Source organism: Serratia sp. TSA_130.1, from assembly GCF_052691795.1.
The window spans coordinates 1-21,789 of sequence record NZ_JBQZFS010000006.1 but is presented as its reverse complement, the minus strand read 5'-3'; the positions used below and the strand labels follow the sequence as shown (position 1 = coordinate 21,789).

Annotated in this window: 21 protein-coding genes; 8 read left to right on the top strand and 13 right to left on the bottom strand. The window is 58.0% G+C overall.

The genetic code is table 11. From position 1 onward, the window contains the following. Positions 1-8: 8 nt before the first annotated feature. The 9 genes from atpH to asnC all read right to left on the bottom strand — a co-directional run bounded on the left by atpH (position 9) and on the right by asnC (position 7,230). A complete protein-coding gene (gene atpH, locus ACUTQY_RS19005; RefSeq protein ID WP_025160298.1) occupies positions 9-542 on the bottom strand; it encodes a F0F1 ATP synthase subunit delta in 534 nt (177 codons plus the stop codon). A gap of 14 nt (positions 543-556) precedes the next feature. Further along, positions 557-1,027, bottom strand: coding sequence for a F0F1 ATP synthase subunit B (atpF, locus tag ACUTQY_RS19000; RefSeq protein ID WP_004933804.1), 471 nt, complete (start codon positions 1,025-1,027; stop codon positions 557-559). 57 nt (positions 1,028-1,084) lie between these two features. Next, on the bottom strand, positions 1,085-1,324 hold the full coding sequence (atpE, locus tag ACUTQY_RS18995; protein WP_004093904.1) for a F0F1 ATP synthase subunit C: 240 nt from the start codon (positions 1,322-1,324) through the stop codon (positions 1,085-1,087). 49 nt (positions 1,325-1,373) lie between these two features. Next, positions 1,374-2,153, bottom strand: a complete 780-nt coding sequence (atpB, locus tag ACUTQY_RS18990; protein ID WP_015376132.1) for a F0F1 ATP synthase subunit A — start codon at positions 2,151-2,153, stop codon at positions 1,374-1,376. Between the two features lie 22 nt (positions 2,154-2,175). Next, positions 2,176-2,559: a F0F1 ATP synthase subunit I gene (gene atpI, locus ACUTQY_RS18985; RefSeq protein ID WP_004933796.1), complete on the bottom strand. Its 384-nt coding sequence runs from the start codon at positions 2,557-2,559 to the stop codon at positions 2,176-2,178. Between the two features lie 639 nt (positions 2,560-3,198). Further along, complete coding sequence (rsmG, locus tag ACUTQY_RS18980; RefSeq protein WP_025304738.1) at positions 3,199-3,819, bottom strand: 16S rRNA (guanine(527)-N(7))-methyltransferase RsmG; 621 nt, start codon at positions 3,817-3,819, stop codon at positions 3,199-3,201. Between the two features lie 138 nt (positions 3,820-3,957). After that, positions 3,958-5,847 carry a tRNA uridine-5-carboxymethylaminomethyl(34) synthesis enzyme MnmG gene (gene mnmG / locus ACUTQY_RS18975; protein ID WP_033645158.1) on the bottom strand — a complete coding sequence of 630 codons (1,890 nt, stop codon included), beginning with the start codon at positions 5,845-5,847 and terminating at the stop codon, positions 3,958-3,960. A gap of 380 nt (positions 5,848-6,227) precedes the next feature. Then, positions 6,228-6,668 (bottom strand): FMN-binding protein MioC, encoded by a 441-nt coding sequence (mioC, locus tag ACUTQY_RS18970; RefSeq protein WP_016929621.1) that lies wholly within the window; start codon positions 6,666-6,668, stop codon positions 6,228-6,230. Positions 6,669-6,768: 100 nt separating this feature from the next. Beyond that, entirely contained in the window at positions 6,769-7,230 is a 462-nt protein-coding gene (gene asnC, locus ACUTQY_RS18965) for a transcriptional regulator AsnC (RefSeq protein WP_004933786.1), read from the bottom strand. Between the two features lie 155 nt (positions 7,231-7,385). Between asnC and asnA the strand changes: the two genes are divergently transcribed. Continuing rightward, entirely contained in the window at positions 7,386-8,378 is a 993-nt protein-coding gene (asnA, locus tag ACUTQY_RS18960; RefSeq protein ID WP_046687987.1) for an aspartate--ammonia ligase, read from the top strand. A gap of 6 nt (positions 8,379-8,384) precedes the next feature. Here asnA and viaA read toward each other — a convergent pair whose 3' ends face one another. Both viaA and ravA read right to left on the bottom strand, forming a co-directional pair. After that, positions 8,385-9,848: an ATPase RavA stimulator ViaA gene (gene viaA / locus ACUTQY_RS18955; RefSeq protein ID WP_004933781.1), complete on the bottom strand. Its 1,464-nt coding sequence runs from the start codon at positions 9,846-9,848 to the stop codon at positions 8,385-8,387. Between the two features lie 2 nt (positions 9,849-9,850). After that, positions 9,851-11,359, bottom strand: a complete 1,509-nt coding sequence (gene ravA, locus ACUTQY_RS18950) for an ATPase RavA (protein WP_128868648.1) — start codon at positions 11,357-11,359, stop codon at positions 9,851-9,853. A gap of 283 nt (positions 11,360-11,642) precedes the next feature. Between ravA and kup the strand changes: the two genes are divergently transcribed. The 7 genes from kup (at position 11,643) to rbsR (ending at position 19,495) form a co-directional block, all read left to right on the top strand. Then, the gene (gene kup / locus ACUTQY_RS18945; RefSeq protein WP_046687985.1) at positions 11,643-13,511 is read left to right on the top strand and encodes a low affinity potassium transporter Kup; all 1,869 of its coding nucleotides are present in this window, start codon (positions 11,643-11,645) and stop codon (positions 13,509-13,511) included. A gap of 170 nt (positions 13,512-13,681) precedes the next feature. Next, positions 13,682-14,101: a D-ribose pyranase gene (gene rbsD / locus ACUTQY_RS18940; protein WP_033645162.1), complete on the top strand. Its 420-nt coding sequence runs from the start codon at positions 13,682-13,684 to the stop codon at positions 14,099-14,101. Between the two features lie 7 nt (positions 14,102-14,108). Next, on the top strand, positions 14,109-15,614 hold the full coding sequence (gene rbsA, locus ACUTQY_RS18935) for a ribose ABC transporter ATP-binding protein RbsA (RefSeq protein ID WP_033652332.1): 1,506 nt from the start codon (positions 14,109-14,111) through the stop codon (positions 15,612-15,614). Between the two features lie 6 nt (positions 15,615-15,620). Beyond that, complete coding sequence (rbsC, locus tag ACUTQY_RS18930) at positions 15,621-16,589, top strand: ribose ABC transporter permease (protein WP_025304730.1); 969 nt, start codon at positions 15,621-15,623, stop codon at positions 16,587-16,589. 24 nt (positions 16,590-16,613) lie between these two features. Further along, positions 16,614-17,501 carry a ribose ABC transporter substrate-binding protein RbsB gene (rbsB, locus tag ACUTQY_RS18925; RefSeq protein ID WP_046688559.1) on the top strand — a complete coding sequence of 296 codons (888 nt, stop codon included), beginning with the start codon at positions 16,614-16,616 and terminating at the stop codon, positions 17,499-17,501. A 61-nt stretch (positions 17,502-17,562) separates the two neighbouring features. Continuing rightward, a complete protein-coding gene (gene rbsK, locus ACUTQY_RS18920; RefSeq protein WP_046687983.1) occupies positions 17,563-18,489 on the top strand; it encodes a ribokinase in 927 nt (308 codons plus the stop codon). Positions 18,490-18,493: 4 nt separating this feature from the next. Next, complete coding sequence (gene rbsR, locus ACUTQY_RS18915) at positions 18,494-19,495, top strand: ribose operon transcriptional repressor RbsR (RefSeq protein WP_042785608.1); 1,002 nt, start codon at positions 18,494-18,496, stop codon at positions 19,493-19,495. Here the strand turns inward: rbsR and mdtD are convergent. Both mdtD and ACUTQY_RS18905 read right to left on the bottom strand, forming a co-directional pair. Beyond that, on the bottom strand, positions 19,492-20,907 hold the full coding sequence (gene mdtD / locus ACUTQY_RS18910) for a multidrug transporter subunit MdtD (protein WP_033645165.1): 1,416 nt from the start codon (positions 20,905-20,907) through the stop codon (positions 19,492-19,494). The two genes, rbsR and mdtD, sit on opposite strands and share 4 nt — an antisense overlap. A gap of 67 nt (positions 20,908-20,974) precedes the next feature. Next, positions 20,975-21,664, bottom strand: a complete 690-nt coding sequence (locus ACUTQY_RS18905; RefSeq protein WP_033652336.1) for a FadR/GntR family transcriptional regulator — start codon at positions 21,662-21,664, stop codon at positions 20,975-20,977. Positions 21,665-21,789: the final 125 nt, after the last annotated feature.

The window sequence follows — 21,789 nt, the reverse complement described above, 5'->3', positions numbered from 1 at the left end:
CAGTCCCCTTAAGACTGCAAGACGTCTGTCAGGCGTTCAAGACGACCGCGAACGCTGCCATCAATCACCATATCGCCGGCGCGAACAACGATGCCGGCCAGTACAGACTTGTCAATTTTGCAATTCAGCTTAACTTTGCGTGACAGACGTTTTTCCATCGCAGCGGCGATTTTCGCCTGCTGTTCGTCGCTCAGCGCGCTCGCAGAGAGCACTTCGACTTCGACGGTGGATTCCAGCGAGGCGCGCAGTTCGATGAACTGCTGCAGCACGGCAGGAAGAACCAGTAAACGTCCATTTTCGGCCATTACACGGATAAAGTTCTGGCCATGTTCGTCGAGCCGATCGCCACAAACCGCGATGAACGTCTTGGACAGCGTTTCTGGCGCAACCGCGCCAGACAGCAGTTCAGAAATCTGTTCATTGCGAGTGACTTCAGCCGCAAACGCCAGCATGTCCTGCCAGCGCTCTACGCTTTGGTGCTCAACGGCAAAGTCAAAAGCTGCTTTGGCGTAGGGGCGAGCTACAGTTACAAATTCAGACATCAGCCCCTCCCTCCTTACAGTTCAGCGACCAGTTTATCAACGATGTCGCTGTTAGCAGCTTCATCCACGGAACGTTCGATGATCTTCTCGGCGCCGGCAATTGCCAGCATCGCGACTTGCTTACGCAACTCTTCACGAGCGCGCTTACGTTCGGCTTCGATCTCAGCCTGAGCCTGCGCCACGATTTTGTTACGTTCCTGCTCGGCTTCGGCTTTCGCTTCATCCATGATCTGAGCTTTGCGTTTGTTCGCTTGCTCGATGATCACCTGAGCTTCTGCTTTGGCAGTTTTCAGCTGGTCGGTCGCATTGGCTTGCGCTAAGTCCAGATCTTTTTTGGCACGCTCTGCAGAAGCGAGGCCGTCAGCGATTTCTTTCTGACGTTTCTCGATGGCAGCCATGATCGGCGGCCATACGTACTTCATGCAGAACCAGACAAACAGAACGAACGCGATGGCCTGGCCGAGGATTGTTGCGTTAAGATTCACAGCACAATGCCTCTTTAAAAGTTAATAGTTTGGTTACGTCGTAGAGGGTTGCTCTACTTACGCGACGGCGAACATCACGTACAGACCCAGACCTACAGCGATCATCGGGATGGCGTCGACCAGACCCATAACGATAAAGAACTGTGTACGCAGCAGAGGAATCAGGTCAGGCTGACGAGCAGCGCCTTCCAAGAATTTACCACCCAGGATGCCGATACCGATCGCAGCACCGATTGCCGCTAAACCCATCATCACAGCGGCAGCCATGTACAGCAGATCCATACTCAGGTTTTCCATGACAGTCTCCAGTTTGTTTCAGTTTAAAAGTGCAAGTGTTTTAAGAAAATCAGTGCTCTTCAGATGCCATCGACAGATAGACGATCGTCAGAACCATGAAAATAAAGGCTTGAAGCGTAATGATCAGGATGTGGAAGATAGCCCAAGGCAAGCTCAGGACCCACTGTGACCACCACGGCAACAGGCCGGCAATCAGGATGAAGATCAACTCACCCGCATACATGTTGCCGAACAGTCGCAGACCCAGTGAAACAGGTTTGGACAGCAGGCTGACACCTTCAAGAATCAGGTTGATAGGAATGAATACAGGGTGGTTGAACGGCTGCATGGTCAACTCTTTAACGAACCCGCCAACGCCTTTCATTTTGATGCTATAGAACAGAATCAGGATAAACACGCCCAGCGCCATCGACAGCGTGACGTTCACATCGGCGGTAGGCACTACGCGCAGCGCAGGCAGGCCGAGGATGTGTTCGCCAACGTAAGGCAGGAAGTCGATGGGCAGCAAGTCCATCAGGTTCATCAGGAACACCCAGACGAACACGGTCAGCGCCAGCGGCGCAATCACCTTGCTCTTGCCGTGGTACATGTCGCGCACGCTGCTGTCGACGAAACCGACTACCAGCTCCACGGCGGTTTGCAGTTTACCCGGCACGCCGCTGGTGGCGTTTTTGGCCACTTTGCGGAAGATCACCAGGAAAAGCGCCCCGAGGACGACGGAGAAAAACATCGAGTCGATGTTGATCGACCAGAACCCAGTCCCGACCTGAAGCTGCGTCAGGTGGTGACCGATATACTCCTGTGGAGTCAAGACTTCTCCTGCAGACATGATGCCTCTTACCCTTATTTAGTTAAGTTCGGTAACTGTTAATCACGGCCGGTGCCACTATCTGCACCACTAACACCGCTAAATAGGTCAGGCCAAGCGGTATAAACTCCGCCTTGAACACCCCCAGCGCCACGATCAGCAAAACGATGGTGATCACGACCTTTAGCCCCTCGCCAATGGCGAACGACCAGGCAACCCTACCGGGCGCCGGCGTTTGCGCCTGATGGCGCAAGGCAAACAGCATAAACATTGCACTCGGCAACCAGGCGGCGAGACCGCCTGCCAACGCCGAAGCGCTCCATTCCGGGCTTTTCAGCCAGAAAGCAACGCTGATCAGAACAAAAGTCATTAACTGCAAAAACAGCAGTTTGCGTGCGACTTTCCCGCTGTATAGGGACACAGACATGACGTTTGTTCTCTCCGTACCCCAGAGGGGGTATGCTGAGTGACGTATACAACTGTTTTTGCTGTCCTGAGTCAAGCAGCAAAAAACGAGCAAATTATACGGGGCATACCAACGAATTCAATCGATAAGTAGCGAAAAGGTGAACAATTATTTAAATTTCCCTATTCCAGCCTATTTTCACAAGAAAACGGTCGGAATAATAGGGCGCATTTAATTGTCTGATTATTCCAGCGTTGCGTTTAGAAACGCGAAGCCGATCACAATAATGCCCTTCACTGATTTATAGCCGATGGACAATCAAACCGTCTTTAGCAATTTGAGCGATCAAAAGATTATATAAATCAAAACATTATCAGTTAACTGTTCAAAAACAATCCGTATACCCGATGAAAACCTTTTATTGACAAGCAACGGGGCAATATTCCAACAGCCAATTAACATTAGCAGCAAAGGCCAATCTTTCGCACATGATTGCTAACGTGACTATTTCTAATTGCAATTACTCTATTGTCGCTAATTAGCCGCGTTTTTTGTGTTAATAGAAAGTAAATTAACTAAAAAAAGCGACCAACTAATTAGCCTGCTTACCTTTACACGCCGTACTACCGTTAATTCACGCTTGTTTGATCAAAAACAAACTCAGTTTGCCTTAAGCACCACCAGATGGCGTTCGCCTTCCAGTTCAGGCACCTGCAACCGCACGATAGACTCCAGGCTAACGCCCTCCGGCAGGTGCGCCAATTCTTCATCCGGGCGCACGCCTTTCAATGCGTAAAAACGCCCCTGCCCTTTCGCCGGCAGGTGATGGCACCAGGACAGCATATCCTGCAGCGAAGCGAACGCCCGGCTGATCACGCCGTCGAACGGCGGCTCGGCCGGAAACGCTTCAACGCGGCTCTGAACCGGCTCGATATTGTTCAGGCCCAGTTCATGCTGCACCTGGCGCAGGAAACGCACGCGCTTGCCCAGGCTGTCGAGCAGCGTGAAATGCGCATCCGGACGCACGATCGCCAGCGGAATGCCCGGTAAACCGGGGCCGGTGCCGACATCGATAAAACGCGATCCCTGCAGATGCGGGTTGACCACGATGCTGTCGAGGATGTGGCGCACCAGCATTTGCTGCGGATCGCGCACCGACGTGAGGTTATAAGCCTTGTTCCACTTATCCAGCATGCCGACATAGCCCAGCAGCTGCTGTTTCTGCTGATCGGGCAGCTCAATGCCTGCTGCCGCGAGCAGCGAGTCTAATTTTTTTTGCACAACGGATCCTCTGGCAGGCGCTGAACGACCAGCGGATGGTTAGCTGGCGCAATGAGGCGCCTATGATAATTCAGCGCGCAGGTGATGTCAGCGGCCGTTTGGCTACGGGTTGAGCAAACGGCCGCCTGGATGCGGGATTTATGCGCTGCGGCGCAGCAGCCCCTGCTTTTTCAGCCAAATCAGCAAAATCGAGATCGCCGCCGGCGTAATGCCGGAGATGCGTGAAGCCTGGCCGATGGAGTTCGGTTTGTGATCGTTCAGTTTGGCGATCACTTCGTTCGACAACCCCGAAACCTGACGGTAGTCGAGATCCAACGGCAACACGGTGTTCTCGTTGCGCTGCTGTTTTTCGATCTCTTCCTGCTGGCGAGCGATGTAGCCTTCGTATTTGACCTGGATCTCAACCTGCTCGGCGGCTTGTACATCGTCCAACGGCGGCGCGAAGGCCTCGGTGGCGGTCAATTGCGCGTAGTCCATTTCCGGACGGCGCAGCAGCTCTTCGCCGTTTGCTTCGCGTGACAGCGGCGCTTTCAGCAACGCATTGACCTGTTCGACGTTCTCGGCGTGCGGGTGCATCCAGATGTCGCGCAGGCGCTGACGTTCACGTTCGATCCGCTCCAGCTTCTCGCTGTAGCGCGCCCAACGCACGTCGTCCACCAGGCCGAGTTCACGGCCTTTTTCTGTCAGGCGGAGATCGGCGTTGTCTTCGCGCAGCATCAGACGATACTCGGCGCGTGAAGTAAACATGCGGTACGGTTCTTTGGTGCCGAGGGTGCTGAGGTCGTCCACCAGCACGCCGAGATAAGCCTGATCGCGACGTGGCGCCCAGCCTTCTTGCTCGGCGGCGAAGCGACCGGCGTTCAGACCGGCCAGCAGCCCCTGTGCGGCGGCTTCTTCATACCCGGTGGTGCCGTTGATTTGACCGGCAAAGAACAGCCCCTGAATGAATTTGCTTTCCAGCGTCGGTTTCAGGTCGCGCGGATCGAAGAAATCGTACTCGATAGCATAACCAGGGCGAATAATACGCGCGTTTTGCATTCCTTCCATCGAACGGACGATCTGCATCTGCACATCGAACGGCAGGCTGGTGGAGATCCCGTTAGGGTAAATCTCATTGCTGGTCAGGCCTTCCGGCTCGAGGAAGATCTGGTGCGCGTTGCGATCGGCAAAGCGCATGACCTTGTCTTCGATCGACGGGCAGTAACGTGGGCCGATCCCTTCGATGATCCCGGCATACATCGGGCTGCGATCGAGGTTATTGCGGATCACGTCATGGGTTTTTTCATTGGTATGGGTGATATAGCACGCCATTTGTTCCGGATGCTGGCTGGCATCGCCCAGGAACGAGAATACCGGCACCGGCGTATCGCCGTGTTGCGGCGCCAGTACGCTGAAATCGATAGTGCGGGCGTCGATGCGCGGCGGTGTCCCGGTTTTCAAGCGGTTGACGCGCAGCGGCAGTTCACGCAAACGCTGAGACAGCGAGATCGAAGGCGGATCCCCGGCGCGGCCGCCGCTGTAATTTTCCAGGCCGATATGGATCTTGCCGTCCAGGAAGGTGCCTACGGTCAATACCACCGCTTTGGCGCGGAATTTCAGGCCCATTTGGGTGACGGCGCCCACGACGCGATCGTTTTCGACGATCAGATCCTCAACCGGCTGTTGGAAGATCATCAGATTGGGCTGGTTTTCCAACGCGGTACGGATAGCCTGGCGATACAACACGCGATCCGCCTGAGCGCGTGTGGCGCGAACGGCTGGGCCTTTGCTGGCGTTTAGTATCCTAAACTGTATGCCGGCGTGGTCGATCGCTGTCGCCATCAGGCCGCCGAGCGCATCAATTTCCTTAACCAGATGCCCTTTACCAATACCGCCAATCGCCGGGTTACAGGACATCTGTCCCAGCGTGTCGATATTGTGTGTCAATAATAAAGTCTGACGTCCCATGCGCGCCGCGGCCATGGCGGCCTCGGTACCTGCATGGCCACCACCGATGATGATGACGTCAAATTGATCTGGATAAAACATGGAACTGCACCTCGCCGTATTGCGAACGATCGTATTTGCCCTGGGGTCGGGGATTCTACTCAAGTTTAGACGATCGACCAAGTGGTCAGGATCGTCGGTAATTAAAAGAAGATCTTTTTTATTTAAAGATCTCTTTATTAGATCTCTTATTAGGATCGCGATCCTCTGTGGATAAGTGACTATTCACGATGAAGATCAGCAGATTAAGGAGGATCGTTTGCTGTGAATGATCGGTGATCCCGACGCAGATAAGCTGGGATCTAAAAGGCTTGTTATACACAGGACAAAAAGCGCACTACGGTTGTTATTGGGATAACTACGGCTTTTACCCTGCTTTTAAGCTTAGTTATCCACAATCGTTCGCACGATCTTTAGACGAATTAGAGTAAATTAATCCAGTTTTTTACCCATTCCTCGGCCGGATCCTCGGGAATTTCATGCTCGGTCACGTCGATCTCGAGACGATCGCCGATCCTTTTAGCGCCTCTGGCGATCAATAGATCGTCGATCTGTTTGATCGCACCGCAGAAGGTGTCGTATTCCGAACTGCCTAAACCGACGGCGCCGAACTGCACCTCGGAAAGATCCGGCTGCTGCTCTGCGATCTGTTCCAACAGCGGCTGAAGGTTATCCGGCAGTTCGCCGGCGCCGTGCGTGGAAGAGACCACCAGCCAGCGACCGGTCAACGGCAGCTCATCCAGTTCAGGGCCGTGCAGCATCTCGGTAGAGAAACCCGCGTCTTCCAGCTTTTCAGCCAAATGTTCAGCCACGTATTCGGCGCTGCCAAGCGTACTGCCACTGATCAGAGTAATGTCTGCCATGAACCAACGATCCCAACCTTCTCACTCAAAGTGGCTGCATTGTACGCTGTGAATCGGCTGGGATCTACCTGTGGATAATGTGGGTATGCAATTTGGCGGGTTACGGCACGATGGTGCGCATAATGGGGTTCTGCAGCGAGATCAGCGTTTCGGTGGACTGGATCTCGTCGATGGTCTGGATCTTGTTGATAAGTACCTGTTGCAACGCGTCGATCGAGCGGCACATCACTTTAATAAAGACGCTGTAATGGCCGGTGGTGTAATAGGCTTCCACCACTTCCTCCAGGCTTTCCAGCTTCTTCAGTGCCGAAGGGTAGTCCTTGGCGCTCTTTAATATGATGCCGATAAAGCAGCACACGTCGTAGCCCAGCTGTTTGGGACTGACGTCGATACGCGCGCCGGTGATGATCCCGGCCTGTTTCATCTTCTCCACCCGCACGTGAATGGTGCCGGGGCTGACGGCGAAGTTTTTCGCCAGTTCGGCGTACGGTGTGCGCGCATTGTCCATCAGGGCGTTGAGGATGCCGCGATCGAGATTATCGATCTGATAAATTTCCGCCATTTAATCCCCCATTAATTAACGATTGTTGAATTCAGTCCGGGTAAAAATGAACGATTAAAAGTGAAAAGGCAATATTGATTAACGGATATTGAATTGGCGTATCGTTTTGTTGCTTAATCGATGGCAACAGAGACAGGTTTACAAGAGATACGGCAATGAAAAAACAGTTTATCCAAAAACAACAACAAATCAGCCAGGTCAAATCCTTCTTCTCCCGCCAGCTGGAACAGCAGCTCGGTCTGATCGAAGTGCAGGCCCCGATCCTTAGCCGCCTGGGCGACGGCACGCAGGATAACCTCTCCGGCAGCGAGAAAGCGGTGCAGGTCAAAGTCAAAACTTTGCCGGACGCCACCTTCGAAGTGGTGCACTCACTGGCGAAATGGAAACGCAAAACCCTGGGCAGCTACGATTTCGGTGCCGGCGAAGGCCTGTATACCCATATGAAGGCGCTGCGCCCGGATGAAGACCGCCTGACGCCAATCCACTCGGTGTACGTCGATCAGTGGGACTGGGAGCGGGTGATGGGCGACGGTGAGCGCGGTCTGGACTATCTGAAAAGTACCGTGCGCAGCATTTACGCCGCGATCAAGGCGACGGAAGCGGAAGTCAGCCGTGAGCATGGCCTGACCCCGTTCCTGCCGGAACAGATCCACTTCGTGCACAGCGAAACCCTGCTGCAGCGCTATCCGGATCTGGACGCCAAAGGGCGTGAGCGGGCGATCGCCAAAGAATTTGGCGCGGTGTTCCTGATCGGCATCGGCGGCAAGCTGTCGCACGGCAAATCGCACGATGTGCGTGCGCCGGATTATGATGACTGGACCACGCCGACGGCGGATGGCCTGGCGGGCCTGAATGGCGATATCGTGGTGTGGAACCCGGTGCTGCAGGACGCTTTCGAGCTTTCTTCCATGGGCATCCGCGTCGACGCCGCGGCGCTGAAACATCAGCTGGCGCTGACTGGCGATGAAGATCGCATGAAGCTGGAATGGCATCAGTCGTTGCTGCGCGGCGATATGCCGCAGACCATCGGCGGCGGCATCGGTCAGTCGCGTTTGGTGATGTTGCTGTTGCAGCTGTCGCATATCGGCCAGGTGCAGTGCGGCGTGTGGTCACCGGAAGTGCGCGGCGCGGTTGAAGGCCTGCTCTGATTCTGCCTAGCGCCGCCAGCGGCGCATCAACCGGCTTTTCAACCCGGTATCGAAGCGCCAGATGTGATCGAAGATGCGCATGATGCCGGGTTTGCCGTAGGCGGACATCGCCACCGCGTGGAAACGCTGCTGGTGGCTTTGCTGCTGCTGTTTCACCTTCTTTATTACCTCCTCCGGCAACCGCTGGGCGATAAAATCAGAAATGATCACCGCATCGGCATCGAACCAGCCGCTCTCCGCCATTTTGGTGACGGTGGCGTTCAGGCAGGCCGCCAGATCGGTGCCGCCGCGAAACTGCTGGCCGAGAAAACGCACCGCCTGCTCAATGCCGCTGGCGGCGGTGAGTTCGTAATGTACGATCTGGTTGGCGAACAGCATGATGTAGCAGCGGCGGTTATCCGCCAGCGCAATGCGCAGCAGCGCCAGACAGAACGCCTTGGCGCACTGTTCGTTGAAGCCGCCCATCGATCCTGAGGTGTCCACGCAGACGATAAACGGCCCGCGCGGCTGCTGATCCTGCTGCTGGTGGGTGACCTGACGGATCAGGATCTGTTCCTGCCAGACGTCGCCCTGCAGGCGGTAGCTCAGCAGTCGCTTTTCCAGCAGGCGGCGATAAAACTCGAATTCCAGCTCTTCAATCCCCAGCGTCGCCAGCTCCGGCGGCAGCAGGCGCAGAATGTCGTCGCTTTGATGAATGCCGCTCACTTCTTCCGGCAGCGTGGCCGGCACCTGCACCATAACCCTGAACGGCTCCGGCTGCGCGTCCTGTTGCTGCACCGCTTTGGCCTGATAGCTGCGGCCCAGCTGTTGCGCCAGCTTTTTCAGCTCCGGCTGCTGCTGCAAAAAGTTGCCGTACTCCACCAGCCGCTGGTAATCGCCGCGCTGCAGCTGGCCTTTGCTCATGTCCCACAGCCTGCCGGCGGCGGTGTCGTTTTCCGACAGCAGCGGTTCCAGCGCGCCGCTCAGCGCCAGGCGTTCCTGCAGTTCCGCCATCAGCTGCTCACGCTCTTGTTCCAGCAACTGGTGGTGCAGCATGGTGGCCTGCAGCGTCAGGCTGATGCGCCAGCGCTGCAGAAACAGCGTTTGAAAACTGTCGTCCAACGGATGATTGGGCAGATCGGCGGCGTCCACCAGCGCGCGCGCCTGTTCATAAAACGGGGAAACCAGCTGGCGCAGCAGCTCCATCGTGTCGTTGAGGTTGTGATAGAACTGGGTATTGTTCTCCAGCTGGCACTGTTGGTAGCGGTAAAATTCCTGCGCCAACGCCGGCGGCACCATGGCCTCCTGCAAACGCTCCTTTAGCTGCAGCTTCCAGCGCGGCAGATCGCGATCCAGCGCCCGCCGTAGGGCCGGAAACTTTTTAAAGAATACCGACAGCTGCGGCGCGGCCAGCATGCCGACGATCATCTCCTCGATCATCTCGCCTTCGGTGATCGCCAGCAGCAGATCGAGCGTCTCCAGACTGAGCATGGTTACTGGCCGCGCATTTGCTGCTGTTGCTGTTTAACCTGTTCCGCGACCTGCAGCAAACTGGCTTCGATCTTGGCCAGACCGGCGGCGGACGTGAACAGGCAGGGCTGATGTTGGCTGAAGGCGCGGCGCTGTTCCGCCAGGTGCTGGGCCAATGCGTCCATTTCATCCAGCAGCGCCTGCGGCGTAGCGGTAGCCTGTTTGCCCGGCAGCGCCAGCAGCGACGGCTGGCGGCTGACGTCCAACACCGTGAGGTGCAGTTGATCGTCCACTTCCAGGTCGATCGGCTGCGCAAAGCCGATGCCGTTCAGCTTGGCGCGCACGTCGCCGCCTTTTTGCAGCCAGTTGTCCAGCGCGCTGCTTTCGATGCTCAGATGATTGACCTGAATGTCATGCAGCTGCAGCGGTTTTTGCAGCAGCAGGGTGAGGGTGCCGCCGGCGAACGGCGTGGCCGGCGCGTATTGCGGTTTGCGGCTGAACATCCCGCCTTTTTTCACCAGGCTGATGGCCTGTCGGTCGCTTTGTTGCTGCTGGTCCTGCATCCAGCGGGTATGGATCTGTTGCAGTTGGATCAACATCGACTGCTGCTGATAGGCCGATTCGGTCAGCAGTTGATCGATCTGCTGTTGCAGCAGCTTCAGCGAGGTGAGATCGTGCCACAGGCAGTCTTTCAACAGCATCAGATCGAGCGGGGCGATGGCGTCGCGCCCGCTGAAGAAGGCGCAGGCCTGCAGCAGGCGCAGGGCTTTCTTCCAGCGCCGATCGGAGACGTACGGCGCCTGTTCCAGCGCGTCCAGCCGCTGGCGCAGTTGGAAAATCAGCTCAAAGCAGGCTTCCGGCAGCGCCACCTTATCGATCTGCGGCTGCCACTGCAGAAACTCTTCGTCGCTGACGCTCAGCGCCGCCGGCACCGGGTTTTGGCTTTCGCTCTGGCGGTTGACCAGCAGCGAGCGGAAATTCTGTTTATCCTGCACCTTGTCCAGCCACAGGCGAATCAGCATGCGGTCATACAGGGCTTCGAGGCTGTTGTCCGCTTCGGGCAGTTCGTTGGAAGCGGTGACCAGCAGGCGCAGCGGGATCGGTTCTTCGCTGTTGCCGTTGCGAAAACGCCGTTCATTGATCGCCGTCAGCAGGGTGTTGAGGATCGCCGGGCCGGCCTTCCAGATCTCGTCCAGAAACACGATCTCCGCTTCCGGCAGATAGCCGGCGGTCAGGCGTTGATAGCGCCCTTCATCTTTCAGCGCCTGAATCGAGAGCGGGCCGAAGACCTCTTCCGGCGTGGAAAAGCGCGTCATCAGGTATTCAAAAGAGCGAGCGTTGCGGAAGGCAAACTTCAGCCGGCGCGCGATCAGGCTCTTGGCGATGCCGGGCGGGCCGAGCAAGAATACGCTTTCGCCGCTCAGCGCCGCCAGCAGGCACAGGCGGATCGCCTCTTGCCGCTCATAAAGGCCGCTCTCCAGCGCGCTGCTGAGGCGGGAAATTCGTTCTGCCAGAAGGGATGATGGCGTCATATAATCGTCGTATTGTCCGAGAGTTAGCCAATCTTGGTCGATAATTCGATGATAAACCACCATTATTTTTAATGGTATAGCTTATTGATTAGTAAAAATTTTCTCAGTTGAGTCGGATATCCGGTTCACATTTTGTTTATTTTTCGGCTCTGATATAAGGGTAGGCAAGCCGTATAAATGGTGCATACTGTGCGGCTTTCTGGTGGGCGTGACGGATCTTTGAGCCCGTATTTTGCCTGATGCGGATGCATCGCTAACGGATGTTCTGATAAAGAAACGAATTATGAGCGCAGAGCATAAGCAGTCCCTATCGGCGGTAACCCTGGCTGCCATCGGCGTGGTCTACGGTGATATCGGCACCAGTCCTCTCTATACGTTGAGAGAGTGTTTCTCCGGCCATTACGGCTTCGATGTTCGTCCAGACGTGGTTTTCGGCTTCCTGTCGCTGATTTTCTGGATGCTGATCGTGATAGTTTCCCTCAAATATCTCACCTACGTGATGCGGGCGGACAACGCCGGCGAAGGCGGCATTTTGACGCTGATGTCGCTGGCCGGGCGCAATACCTCGGCGCGCACCACCGCAGTGCTGGTGATACTGGGCCTGATCGGCGGCAGCTTCTTCTATGGCGAGGTGGTGATCACCCCGGCGATCTCGGTGATGTCGGCGATAGAGGGGTTGGAAATCGCCGCGCCTGCGCTCGACGCCTATATCGTGCCGCTCTCGATTCTGGTGCTGACCCTGCTGTTCGTTATCCAAAAACACGGCACCGGCAGCGTCGGCAAGTTGTTCGCCCCGGTAATGCTGTTGTGGTTCATCGTGTTGGCGGTGCTGGGCGCGCGCAGCATCATTTCGAACCCGGAAGTGCTGCAGGCGCTGAATCCCAAATGGGCGCTCAACTTCTTTATGGAATATAAGAAGGTGTCGTTCTTCGCGCTGGGGGCGGTGGTGCTGTCGATCACCGGCGTTGAGGCGCTGTATGCCGACATGGGGCACTTCGGCAAGTTCCCGATCCGCCTGGCCTGGTTCACCGTGGTGCTGCCTTCGCTGGTGCTCAACTACTTCGGCCAGGGGGCGTTGCTGCTGAAAAACCCTGAAGCGATCAAAAACCCATTCTTCCTGCTGGCGCCCGACTGGGCGCTGATCCCGCTGCTGATTCTGGCAACCCTGGCAACTGTCATCGCCTCGCAGGCGGTGATTTCCGGCGTCTTCTCGCTAACTCGCCAGGCGGTGCGCCTGGGGTATTTGTCGCCGATGCGCATCATTCACACCTCGGAAATGGAATCCGGCCAGATCTACATTCCGGTGATCAACTGGACGCTGTATATCTCGGTGGTGCTGGTGATCATCGGCTTCGAACACTCCAGCAACCTGGCGGCGGCGTACGGCATCGCCGTCACCGGCACCATGGTGCTGACCAGCATACTGGTCACTTCGGTGGCGATTAATAACTGGCACTGGAACCGCCTCCTGGCGATCGGCATCGTAACCATCTTACTGATCATCGACGTGCCGATGTTCTCCGCCAACGCCCTGAAGCTGTTCTCCGGCGGCTGGCTGCCGCTGACCCTGGCGCTGGTGATGTTCATCATTATGACTACCTGGAAGAGCGAGCGTTTCCGCCTGTTGCGTCGTCTGCATGAGCACGGCAACTCGCTGGAGGCGATGATTGCCTCGCTGGAGAAATCGCCGCCGGTACGGGTGCCGGGCACCGCGGTCTTCTTGTCGCGCGCCACCAACGTCATTCCTTTTGCGCTGTTGCATAACCTGAAGCACAACAAGGTGCTGCACGAGCGCGTGGTGCTGCTGACGCTGCGCACCGAGGATGCGCCTTACGTGCACAACGTGCGCCGGGTGACCATCGAGCAGCTGTCGCCGACCTTCTGGCGGGTGGTGGCCAGCTACGGCTGGCGCGAAACGCCGAACGTGGAGGAAGTGTTCCACCGCTGCGGGCTGGAAGGGTTGCCGTGCCGCATGTCGGAGACGTCGTTCTTCATGTCCCATGAATCGCTGATCCTCACCAAGCGGCCATGGTACCTCTACCTGCGCGGCAAACTGTTCGTTGCTCTGAGCCGCAATGCGCTGCGCGCGCCGGATCAGTTCGAAATCCCGCCGAACCGGGTCATCGAGCTCGGCACGCAGGTCGAGATCTAACCCGCCTGACAGGGGCTCAGCTAGGCTGAGCCCCTTTTGTTTGCGCTTTCTCCGTGCGCGAACGAAACGTTTCGATGACGATCACACTTCTGCATTGTCCGGGTTGCCTTCCCCTGCCGTTTTTTTACACTCCTCCAGAGAGCGAAACGTTTCGCTAGCGGAGTGAGAAGATGAAAAAAGGCGTATTACTGAATTCCGACGTGTCTGCCGTGATTGCCCGGCTGGGGCATACCGATCAGCTCACCTTGTGCGATGCGGGTTTGCCGATACCGGCGGCGACGCAGCGCATCGATCTGGCGCTGACGCAGGGCGTGCCGACCTTCATGCAGGTGTTCGCGGCGGTCACGCAAGAGATGCAGGTAGAAAGCGCCATCCTGGCGGAAGAAATCGTGAAACAAAATCCGTCGCTCCACGAGGCATTGTTGGCTGAACTGACCGCACTGGGCCAACGCCAGGGCAATACCATCGGCGTGCGTTATATCAGCCATCAGGCGTTTAAAGCGCAAACCGAGCACAGCCGGGCGGTGATCCGCAGTGGGGAGTGTTCGCCTTACGCGAACGTGATCCTGTGCGCCGGCGTAACTTTCTGAGGCGTTTATGCAACCTTTACTGCAACTGAAAGGGATTGATAAAGCCTTTCCCGGCGTGAAGGCGCTTTCCGGCGCCGCTCTCAGCGTTTATCCCGGCAAGGTGATGGCGCTGGTGGGGGAAAACGGCGCCGGGAAGTCCACCATGATGAAAGTGCTGACCGGCATCTATCAGAAAGACGCCGGCAGTCAGTATTTTCTCGGTAAAGAGGTGGCGTTCAACGGGCCTAAAGATTCGCAGGAAGCGGGCATCGGCATTATTCATCAGGAGCTGAACCTGATCCCGCAGCTGACGATTGCGGAAAACATCTTCCTCGGCCGCGAGTTCGTCAACCGTTTCGGCCGCATTGACTGGAAGCGCATGTACGCCGAGGCCGATCGCTTGCTGGCGCGCCTCAACCTGCGCTACAGCAGCCACCGGCTGGTGGGTGAGCTGTCGATTGGCGATCAGCAGATGGTGGAAATTGCCAAGGTGCTGAGCTTCGAATCGAAAGTGATCATCATGGACGAACCGACCGATGCGCTGACCGACACCGAAACCGCCTCGCTGTTCAAGGTGATCAACGAGCTGAAGGCCGAAGGGCGCGGCATCGTCTATATCTCGCACCGTCTGAAAGAGATCTTTGAAATCTGCGACGACGTGACGGTATTTCGCGACGGGCAGTTCATCGCCGAGCGGCCGGTGAGCGAGCTGCAGGAAGATTCGCTGATTGAAATGATGGTCGGTCGCAAGCTGGAAGAACAATACCCGCGCCTTGATTTACCGCGCGGGGAAAAGCGGCTGGAAGTCAGCCACCTTTCCGGCCCCGGCGTTGAAGACGTCAGCTTTACGCTGTATCGCGGTGAGATCCTCGGCGTGGCCGGCTTGATGGGCGCCGGGCGCACCGAATTGATGAAGATTCTGTACGGCGCCGCGCCGCGCAAGGCCGGCACCGTCAACCTCGACGGCCGCGAGGTAGTCACCCATTCGCCGCAGGATGGATTGGCGAACGGCATCGTCTATATCTCGGAAGACCGTAAGCGCGACGGCCTGGTGCTGGGCATGTCGGTAAAGGAAAACATGTCTCTGACCGCGCTGCGCTACTTCAGCCGCGCCGACGGCAGCCTGAAACAGGCCGACGAGCGGCAGGCGGTGGGGGACTTCATCCGCCTGTTCAATATCAAAACGCCGTCGATGGAGCAGCCGATAGGTCTGCTTTCCGGCGGCAATCAACAGAAAGTGGCGATCGCCCGCGGCCTGATGACCCGGCCGAAGGTGCTGATCCTCGATGAGCCGACGCGCGGCGTCGATGTCGGGGCGAAAAAAGAGATCTATCAGTTAATCAACCAGTTCAAGCAGGAAGGGCTGAGCATCATTCTGGTGTCTTCGGAAATGCCGGAGGTGATGGGCATGAGCGATCGCATTCTGGTGATGCACGAAGGGCATCTCAGCGGCGAGTTCCCGATTGAACAGGCCACCCAGGAAGCGTTGATGGCGGCAGCCGTCGGCAAGCAATACGGCGTAAAGCAGGAGTAATCAGATATGAGTTCCCAGACTATCGCAGCTAAGCGCTGGTTCAGTAAAGAATGGCTGTTAGAGCAGAAGTCGTTGATTGCGCTGCTGGTGCTGATCGCCGTGGTCTCTTCCATGAGCCCGAACTTCTTCACCCTGAACAACCTGTTCAATATTCTGCAGCAGACCTCGGTGAACGCCATCATGGCGGTGGGGATGACGCTGGTGATCCTCACGTCCGGCATCGATCTGTCGGTGGGATCGCTGTTGGCGCTGACCGGCGCGGTGGCGGCGTCGATCGTCGGCTTTGAGGTCAACGCGCTGGTGGCGGTGGCGGCGGCCTTGGCGCTGGGCGCCGCGATTGGCGCCTGCACTGGGGTGATCGTCGCCAAAGGCAAAGTGCAGGCCTTTATCGCCACGCTGGTGATGATGCTGCTGCTGCGCGGCGTCACCATGGTGTACACCAACGGCAGCCCGGTCAACACCGGTTTCACCGACGTGGCCGATACCTTCGGCTGGTTCGGTATCGGCCGCCCGCTGGGCGTGCCTACGCCGATCTGGATCATGGCGATCGTGTTCATCGCCGCCTGGTATATGCTGCACCATACGCGCCTGGGCCGCTATATTTATGCCCTGGGCGGCAACGAAGCGGCGACCCGCCTGTCCGGCATCAGCGTCGATAAAGTGAAGATTATCGTCTACTCGCTGTGCGGCCTGCTGGCGGCGCTGGCCGGGGTGATCGAAGTGGCGCGCCTGTCGTCGGCGCAGCCGACCGCCGGCACCGGCTATGAGCTGGACGCCATCGCCGCCGTGGTGCTGGGCGGCACCAGCCTGGCCGGCGGCAAGGGCCGCATCGTCGGCACGCTGATCGGGGCGCTGATCCTCGGCTTCCTGAACAACGGCCTGAATTTACTGGGTGTTTCTTCCTACTACCAAATGATCGTGAAGGCAGTGGTGATACTGCTGGCGGTTCTGGTAGATAACAAAAGCAACAAGTAACCTCCCCCTACAGGAATCACGATGATGAAAATGAAAAAACTGGCAACCTTAGCCTCCGCCATCGCGCTGAGCGCCACCCTGAGCGCCAATGCCATGGCTAAAGACACCATCGCGCTGGTAGTGTCCACCCTCAACAACCCGTTCTTCGTCTCGATGAAGGACGGCGCGCAGCAAGAGGCCAACAAGCTGGGCTACAACCTGGTGGTGCTGGATTCCCAGAATAACCCGGCGAAAGAGCTGGCCAACGTGCAGGATCTGATGGTGCGCGTGCCCAAGCTGCTGCTGATCAACCCGACCGACTCCGACGCGGTGGGTAACGCCATCAAGATGGCCAACCAGGCTAAGATCCCGGTCATCACGCTGGACCGCGTGGCGAGCAAGGGTGACGTGGTGAGCCACATCGCTTCGGACAACCGCGTGGGCGGCAAAATGGCCGGTGATTTCATCGCCAAGAAAGTGGGCGCCGATGCCAAGGTGATTCAGCTGGAAGGCATCGCCGGCACCTCTGCCGCGCGTGAACGCGGTGAAGGCTTCAAGCAGTCGCTGGATCAGAATAAATTCAAACTGTTGGCCAGCCAGCCGGCCGATTTCGATCGCACCAAGGGCCTGAACGTAATGCAGAACCTGCTGACCGCGCACCCGGATGTGCAGGCGGTGTTCGCCCAGAACGATGAAATGGCGCTGGGTGCGCTGCGCGCGCTGCAAACCGCCGGTAAAACCGACGTGATCGTGGTAGGCTTCGACGGCACCGCCGACGGCGTGAAAGCGGTCGAAGGCGGCAAGCTGGCGGCGACCGTGGCGCAGCGTCCCGATCAGATCGGCGTGATCGGCGTGGAAACCGCCGATAAAGTGCTGAAAGGCGAAAAAGTGCCGGCGACCATCCCGGTCGATTTGAAACTGGTCACTCAGTAAGTCATACCAGCGCCATCGGAACGGGGCGTTTACGATGGCGCGCAATTCAGGAATCAATGCGATGGAAACAGGTAAGCTGGTGGTTCTTGGCAGCATCAATGCCGACCATATCCTCAATATTGAACAGTTCCCCCACCCGGGCGAAACGGTGATCGGGAAACAGTATAAGGTGGCGTTTGGCGGCAAGGGCGCGAATCAGGCGGTGGCGGCCGGGCGCAGCGGGGCGAAGATCGCCTTTATCGCCTGCGTGGGTGCCGACGATATCGGCGAACGTGTCCGCCGGCAGCTGGCGAGCGATCGCATTGATACCCAGCCGATTGAAGCCATCGCCGACAGCACCACCGGCGTGGCGCTAATCTTCGTCAACGCCGAAGGCGAGAACGTGATCGGCATCGATGCCGGCGCCAACGCCGCGGTGACGCCGAATTACCTGGCGCGCTACCAACAAAAAGTGATCGACGCCGATGCCCTGCTGATGCAGCTGGAGTCGCCGCTGGAGACGGTGATTGCCGCCGCCCGCCTGGCGAAGCAACATCATACGCAGGTGATCCTCAACCCGGCCCCGGCGCGTGAGCTACCTGACGAGCTGCTGGGCATGATCGATATGATCACCCCGAATGAAACCGAAGCCCAGCGCCTGACCGGCATCGCCGTGGACAACGACGCGGATGCGGCGCGTGCGGCGCAGGCGCTGCACGACAAGGGCATCGCGACGGTGATCATCACCCTCGGTAGCCGCGGCGTGTGGCTGAGCGAAAACGGCAACGGCAAACTGGTGCCCGGCTTCAAGGTGCAAGCGGTGGATACCATCGCCGCCGGCGATACCTTTAACGGTGCGCTGGTGACTGCCCTGTTGGAAGGCAAAGTCATGGCCGACGCGGTGCGTTTCGCCCATGCGGCGGCGGCGATCGCCGTGACCCGCCCCGGCGCGCAGCCTTCGGTGCCGTGGCGTGAAGAGATCGACGCCTTCTTGCAGCAGCAGGGGTGATCCTTTGGCCACCATGAAAGATGTCGCCCGCCTGGCGGGCGTTTCAACCTCTACCGTGTCGCATGTGGTCAACAACAATCGCTTTGTCAGCGACAGCGTGCGCGACAAGGTCATGGCGGCCGTGGAACAGCTGAACTATGCGCCTTCCGCGCTGGCGCGCAGCCTGAAGCTCAATCAGACGCGCACCATCGGCATGCTGGTGACCGCCAGCAACAACCCGTTTTATGCCGAAGTGGTGCGCGGCGTGGAGCGCAGCTGCTATGAACGCGGCTACAGTCTGATCCTGTGCAATACCGAAGAAGACGCCGCGCGCATGAACCGCAGTATGGAGACGCTGCTGCAAAAGCGCGTCGACGGTTTGCTGTTGATGTGCACCGAAAACCACCGACCATCGCAAGATGCTCTGAGCCGTTACCCGTCACTGCCGATCGTGATGATGGACTGGGCGCCGTTCGAGGGCGCGAACGACATTATTCAGGATAACTCGCTGCTGGGCGGCGAGATGGCGACCGATCATCTGATCGCCCGCGGCTACCGCAAGATCGCCTGCATCGCCGGCCCGCAGGATAAAACCACCGCTCGTCACCGGCTGGAAGGCTATCGCAATGCGATGCGGCGCGCCGGATTACCGATCCCGCCAGGGTATGAAGTGCATTGCGACTTTGAGTTTGAAGGCGGCGTGACCGCCATGCGCCAACTGCTGGCGCTGGAAGAGCCGCCGCATGCGGTGTTCGCCGGCAACGACGCGGTGGCGGTAGGCGTTTATCAGGCGCTGTATCAGGCCGGGCTTTCCGTGCCGCAGGATATGGCGGTGATGGGGTACGATGACATTGAACTGGCGCGTTATCTGGCGCCGCCGCTGAGCACCATTCATCAACCGAAGGATTCGCTGGGCGAGCTGGCGATCGATGCGCTGATCAACCGCCTGCAAAACCCGGAGCGCGCGCCCCAGGTGCTGGTGCTGACGCCCGAGCTGGTGGAACGCGCCTCGGTGGGCCGCCGTTAACTGGCCGCCTTCGCTTCTTTCTTGCTTTCCTGGCCGCTGATCAAGTTGCGGCCATCTTTCCTTCTCAGCAACATAAATACCAGCGCCGACGCCACGGTGACGATCCCCATGGTGATAAAGGTGTAATGGAAGTGGTCGATCATGGTGCCTAACGACAGGGATTCGTAAAAACGCAGCACCGCCGCGCTGATCGCCACGCCGAAGCTGATGGACAGCTGCTGAGTGACCGCCAGGACGCTGTTGCCCGCGCTGGCGTTGGCGTCGTTCAAATCCGCCAGGCTGATGGTATTCATGGCGGTAAACTGGGTGGACATCGCCATGCCCAGTACGAACAGCGGCAGGATCATCAGCCACAGCGGCATGCCTGGGCTCTGCAGGGCGAACTGCGCGATCAGCGCTCCGATGATAACGGTGATGCCGACCAGCGTTTTACGGTAGCCGAACCAGCGCAGCACCTGAGTGACGGTGGATTTCGCCATCAGCGAGCCGATGGCGGTTGGCGCCATCATGCAACCGGCGACGATCGCCGTATAGCCGAATCCTACCTGCAGCATGAGCGGCATTAAAAATGGCACGCAGCCGGTGCCCAGCCTGGAGGCGACGTTGCCGGCGATGCCGACCGAGAAGGTGCGGGTTTTGAACAGGTCGAGACCGATCAGCGGCTGAGGGTGACGGCGGGCGTGCGCGATGTAGCCGAACAGCATCACAAAGCCGCTGAGCAGAATACCCAGCGAAACGTAGCTTGCCAGTACCCGCTCGCCAAACAGCTCCAGCCCGGTGGAGATCAGCACCAGGCTCAGGCCGAACAGCATGAAGCCAAGAAAATCGAAGCGGCGCTTGGGCGTGGTGAAGTCCGGCATGTATTTGCGCGCATAGAAGATACCGAGCAGGCCGATAGGGATATTGATCAGGAAAATCCAATGCCAGGTGGCGTAGGTCACCAGCCAGCCGCCCAGCAGCGGCCCCAGAATCGGCCCGACCAGGCCGGGCATGGTGACGAAGTTCAGCACCGGCAACAGTTCGCTGCGCGGGTAGGCGCGCAGCAGCGCCAGTCGCGCGACCGGCATCATCATCGCGCCGCCGATGCCCTGCAGCACGCGAGAGGCAACCAGTACGCTCAACGTGGGGGATAGGGCGCACAACAGCGAACCGAGGGTGAATAACGTGACGGCGAAGATGAACACGCGGCGGGTGCCGAAGCGGTCCGCCAGCCAACCGCTGACTGGGATCAGCATCGCCACCGTCAGCGTATAGCTGATGACGGCAGATTGCATCGCCAGCGGCGAGTGCCCGAGGCTGTGGGCGATCGCCGGCAGCGCCGTGTTGAGGATGGTGGCGTCCAGCGCCTGCATAAAGAACGCCATTGCGGCGATCCACGGGAGTCCTGCCATACTGCGCGCGGATTGGGTCATGGTCGGTCCTGGTTAAATGGTCGTCTCTCCCTCATCTCTTTCTTCTATCTATAAGCGGGGAGCGTGTCTAGTCTTTCTCTTTCAGCAAAACTTGGCAGGCGACGAGGGCGCCTGCGCTGTCTCCGGCGAGTATCGCATCGACGATAGCCTGATGGTGGCGCAGCTTGATCACTTCATTGCCGGTGATGGCGCGGAAGTAACTCTGATAAACCGAACTGAACAGGTTAGCGAACGAGGTCAGGAACGGATTGCCGCTGGCCTCGTAGATGAGCTGGTGGAATTGAGTATCGACCTGGATCCAGCGCTCGCGATCAAACTGGGTATGCAGCGCGCGCATCTCCGCCATCAGTTCCGCCAGCAGTTTGGTTTGCTGCGGGCTGGCGTGGTCTGCCGCCAACGCGCAGGCCTGCGGTTCCAACGAAGTGCGCAATATAAGGAAGTGTTGCATCACCTGATCGAAGTTTTCCCGCGTCATCCACCAGGTCAGTAAATCCTGATCGAGGAAATTCCATTGGCTTTGCGGCATCACGCGGGTGCCAATGCGCGGGCGCGGCAACAACATGCCTTTGGCGGCTAACATCTTTACCGCTTCGCGCACCGCGGTGCGGCTGACGCCGAATTGCTCGCCCAGTTCCATTTCACCGGGCAGGATGCTGCCGGCCTGATAATCGCCTGCCAGAATTTGTTGGCCGAGTTTCTCTGCAAGCAGATAAGAAAGATTGCGTTGGGCGGCCTGTTGTTGTGCATTTAATGGCATGGCTGCGGATCCTTACTGACATCGTTATTTCTATTTTACTCCAGTGATCGCCAGCTTTTATGGCTGTTTGCCTGAAAAAGTGACATAAATTCGCCGCTTTTTCGCTCTTTTGCCGAAAAAATCCG

What these genes read in the sequence shown, in the direction of transcription:
- atpH (WP_025160298.1), bottom strand. Translation starts at nt 542, where the DNA reads ATGTCTGAATTTGTAACTGTAGCTCGCCCCTACGCCAAAGCAGCTTTT.
- atpE (WP_004093904.1), bottom strand. Translation starts at nt 1,324, where the DNA reads ATGGAAAACCTGAGTATGGATCTGCTGTACATGGCTGCCGCTGTGATG.
- atpB (WP_015376132.1), bottom strand. Translation starts at nt 2,153, where the DNA reads ATGTCTGCAGGAGAAGTCTTGACTCCACAGGAGTATATCGGTCACCAC.
- atpI (WP_004933796.1), bottom strand. Translation starts at nt 2,559, where the DNA reads ATGTCTGTGTCCCTATACAGCGGGAAAGTCGCACGCAAACTGCTGTTT.
- mnmG (WP_033645158.1), bottom strand. Translation starts at nt 5,847, where the DNA reads ATGTTTTATCCAGATCAATTTGACGTCATCATCATCGGTGGTGGCCAT.
- mioC (WP_016929621.1), bottom strand. Translation starts at nt 6,668, where the DNA reads ATGGCAGACATTACTCTGATCAGTGGCAGTACGCTTGGCAGCGCCGAA.
- asnC (WP_004933786.1), bottom strand. Translation starts at nt 7,230, where the DNA reads ATGGCGGAAATTTATCAGATCGATAATCTCGATCGCGGCATCCTCAAC.
- asnA (WP_046687987.1), top strand. Translation starts at nt 7,386, where the DNA reads ATGAAAAAACAGTTTATCCAAAAACAACAACAAATCAGCCAGGTCAAA.
- viaA (WP_004933781.1), bottom strand. Translation starts at nt 9,848, where the DNA reads ATGCTCAGTCTGGAGACGCTCGATCTGCTGCTGGCGATCACCGAAGGC.
- ravA (WP_128868648.1), bottom strand. Translation starts at nt 11,359, where the DNA reads ATGACGCCATCATCCCTTCTGGCAGAACGAATTTCCCGCCTCAGCAGC.
- kup (WP_046687985.1), top strand. Translation starts at nt 11,643, where the DNA reads ATGAGCGCAGAGCATAAGCAGTCCCTATCGGCGGTAACCCTGGCTGCC.
- rbsD (WP_033645162.1), top strand. Translation starts at nt 13,682, where the DNA reads ATGAAAAAAGGCGTATTACTGAATTCCGACGTGTCTGCCGTGATTGCC.
- rbsA (WP_033652332.1), top strand. Translation starts at nt 14,109, where the DNA reads ATGCAACCTTTACTGCAACTGAAAGGGATTGATAAAGCCTTTCCCGGC.
- rbsC (WP_025304730.1), top strand. Translation starts at nt 15,621, where the DNA reads ATGAGTTCCCAGACTATCGCAGCTAAGCGCTGGTTCAGTAAAGAATGG.
- rbsB (WP_046688559.1), top strand. Translation starts at nt 16,614, where the DNA reads ATGAAAATGAAAAAACTGGCAACCTTAGCCTCCGCCATCGCGCTGAGC.
- rbsK (WP_046687983.1), top strand. Translation starts at nt 17,563, where the DNA reads ATGGAAACAGGTAAGCTGGTGGTTCTTGGCAGCATCAATGCCGACCAT.
- mdtD (WP_033645165.1), bottom strand. Translation starts at nt 20,907, where the DNA reads ATGACCCAATCCGCGCGCAGTATGGCAGGACTCCCGTGGATCGCCGCA.
- ACUTQY_RS18905 (WP_033652336.1), bottom strand. Translation starts at nt 21,664, where the DNA reads ATGCCATTAAATGCACAACAACAGGCCGCCCAACGCAATCTTTCTTAT.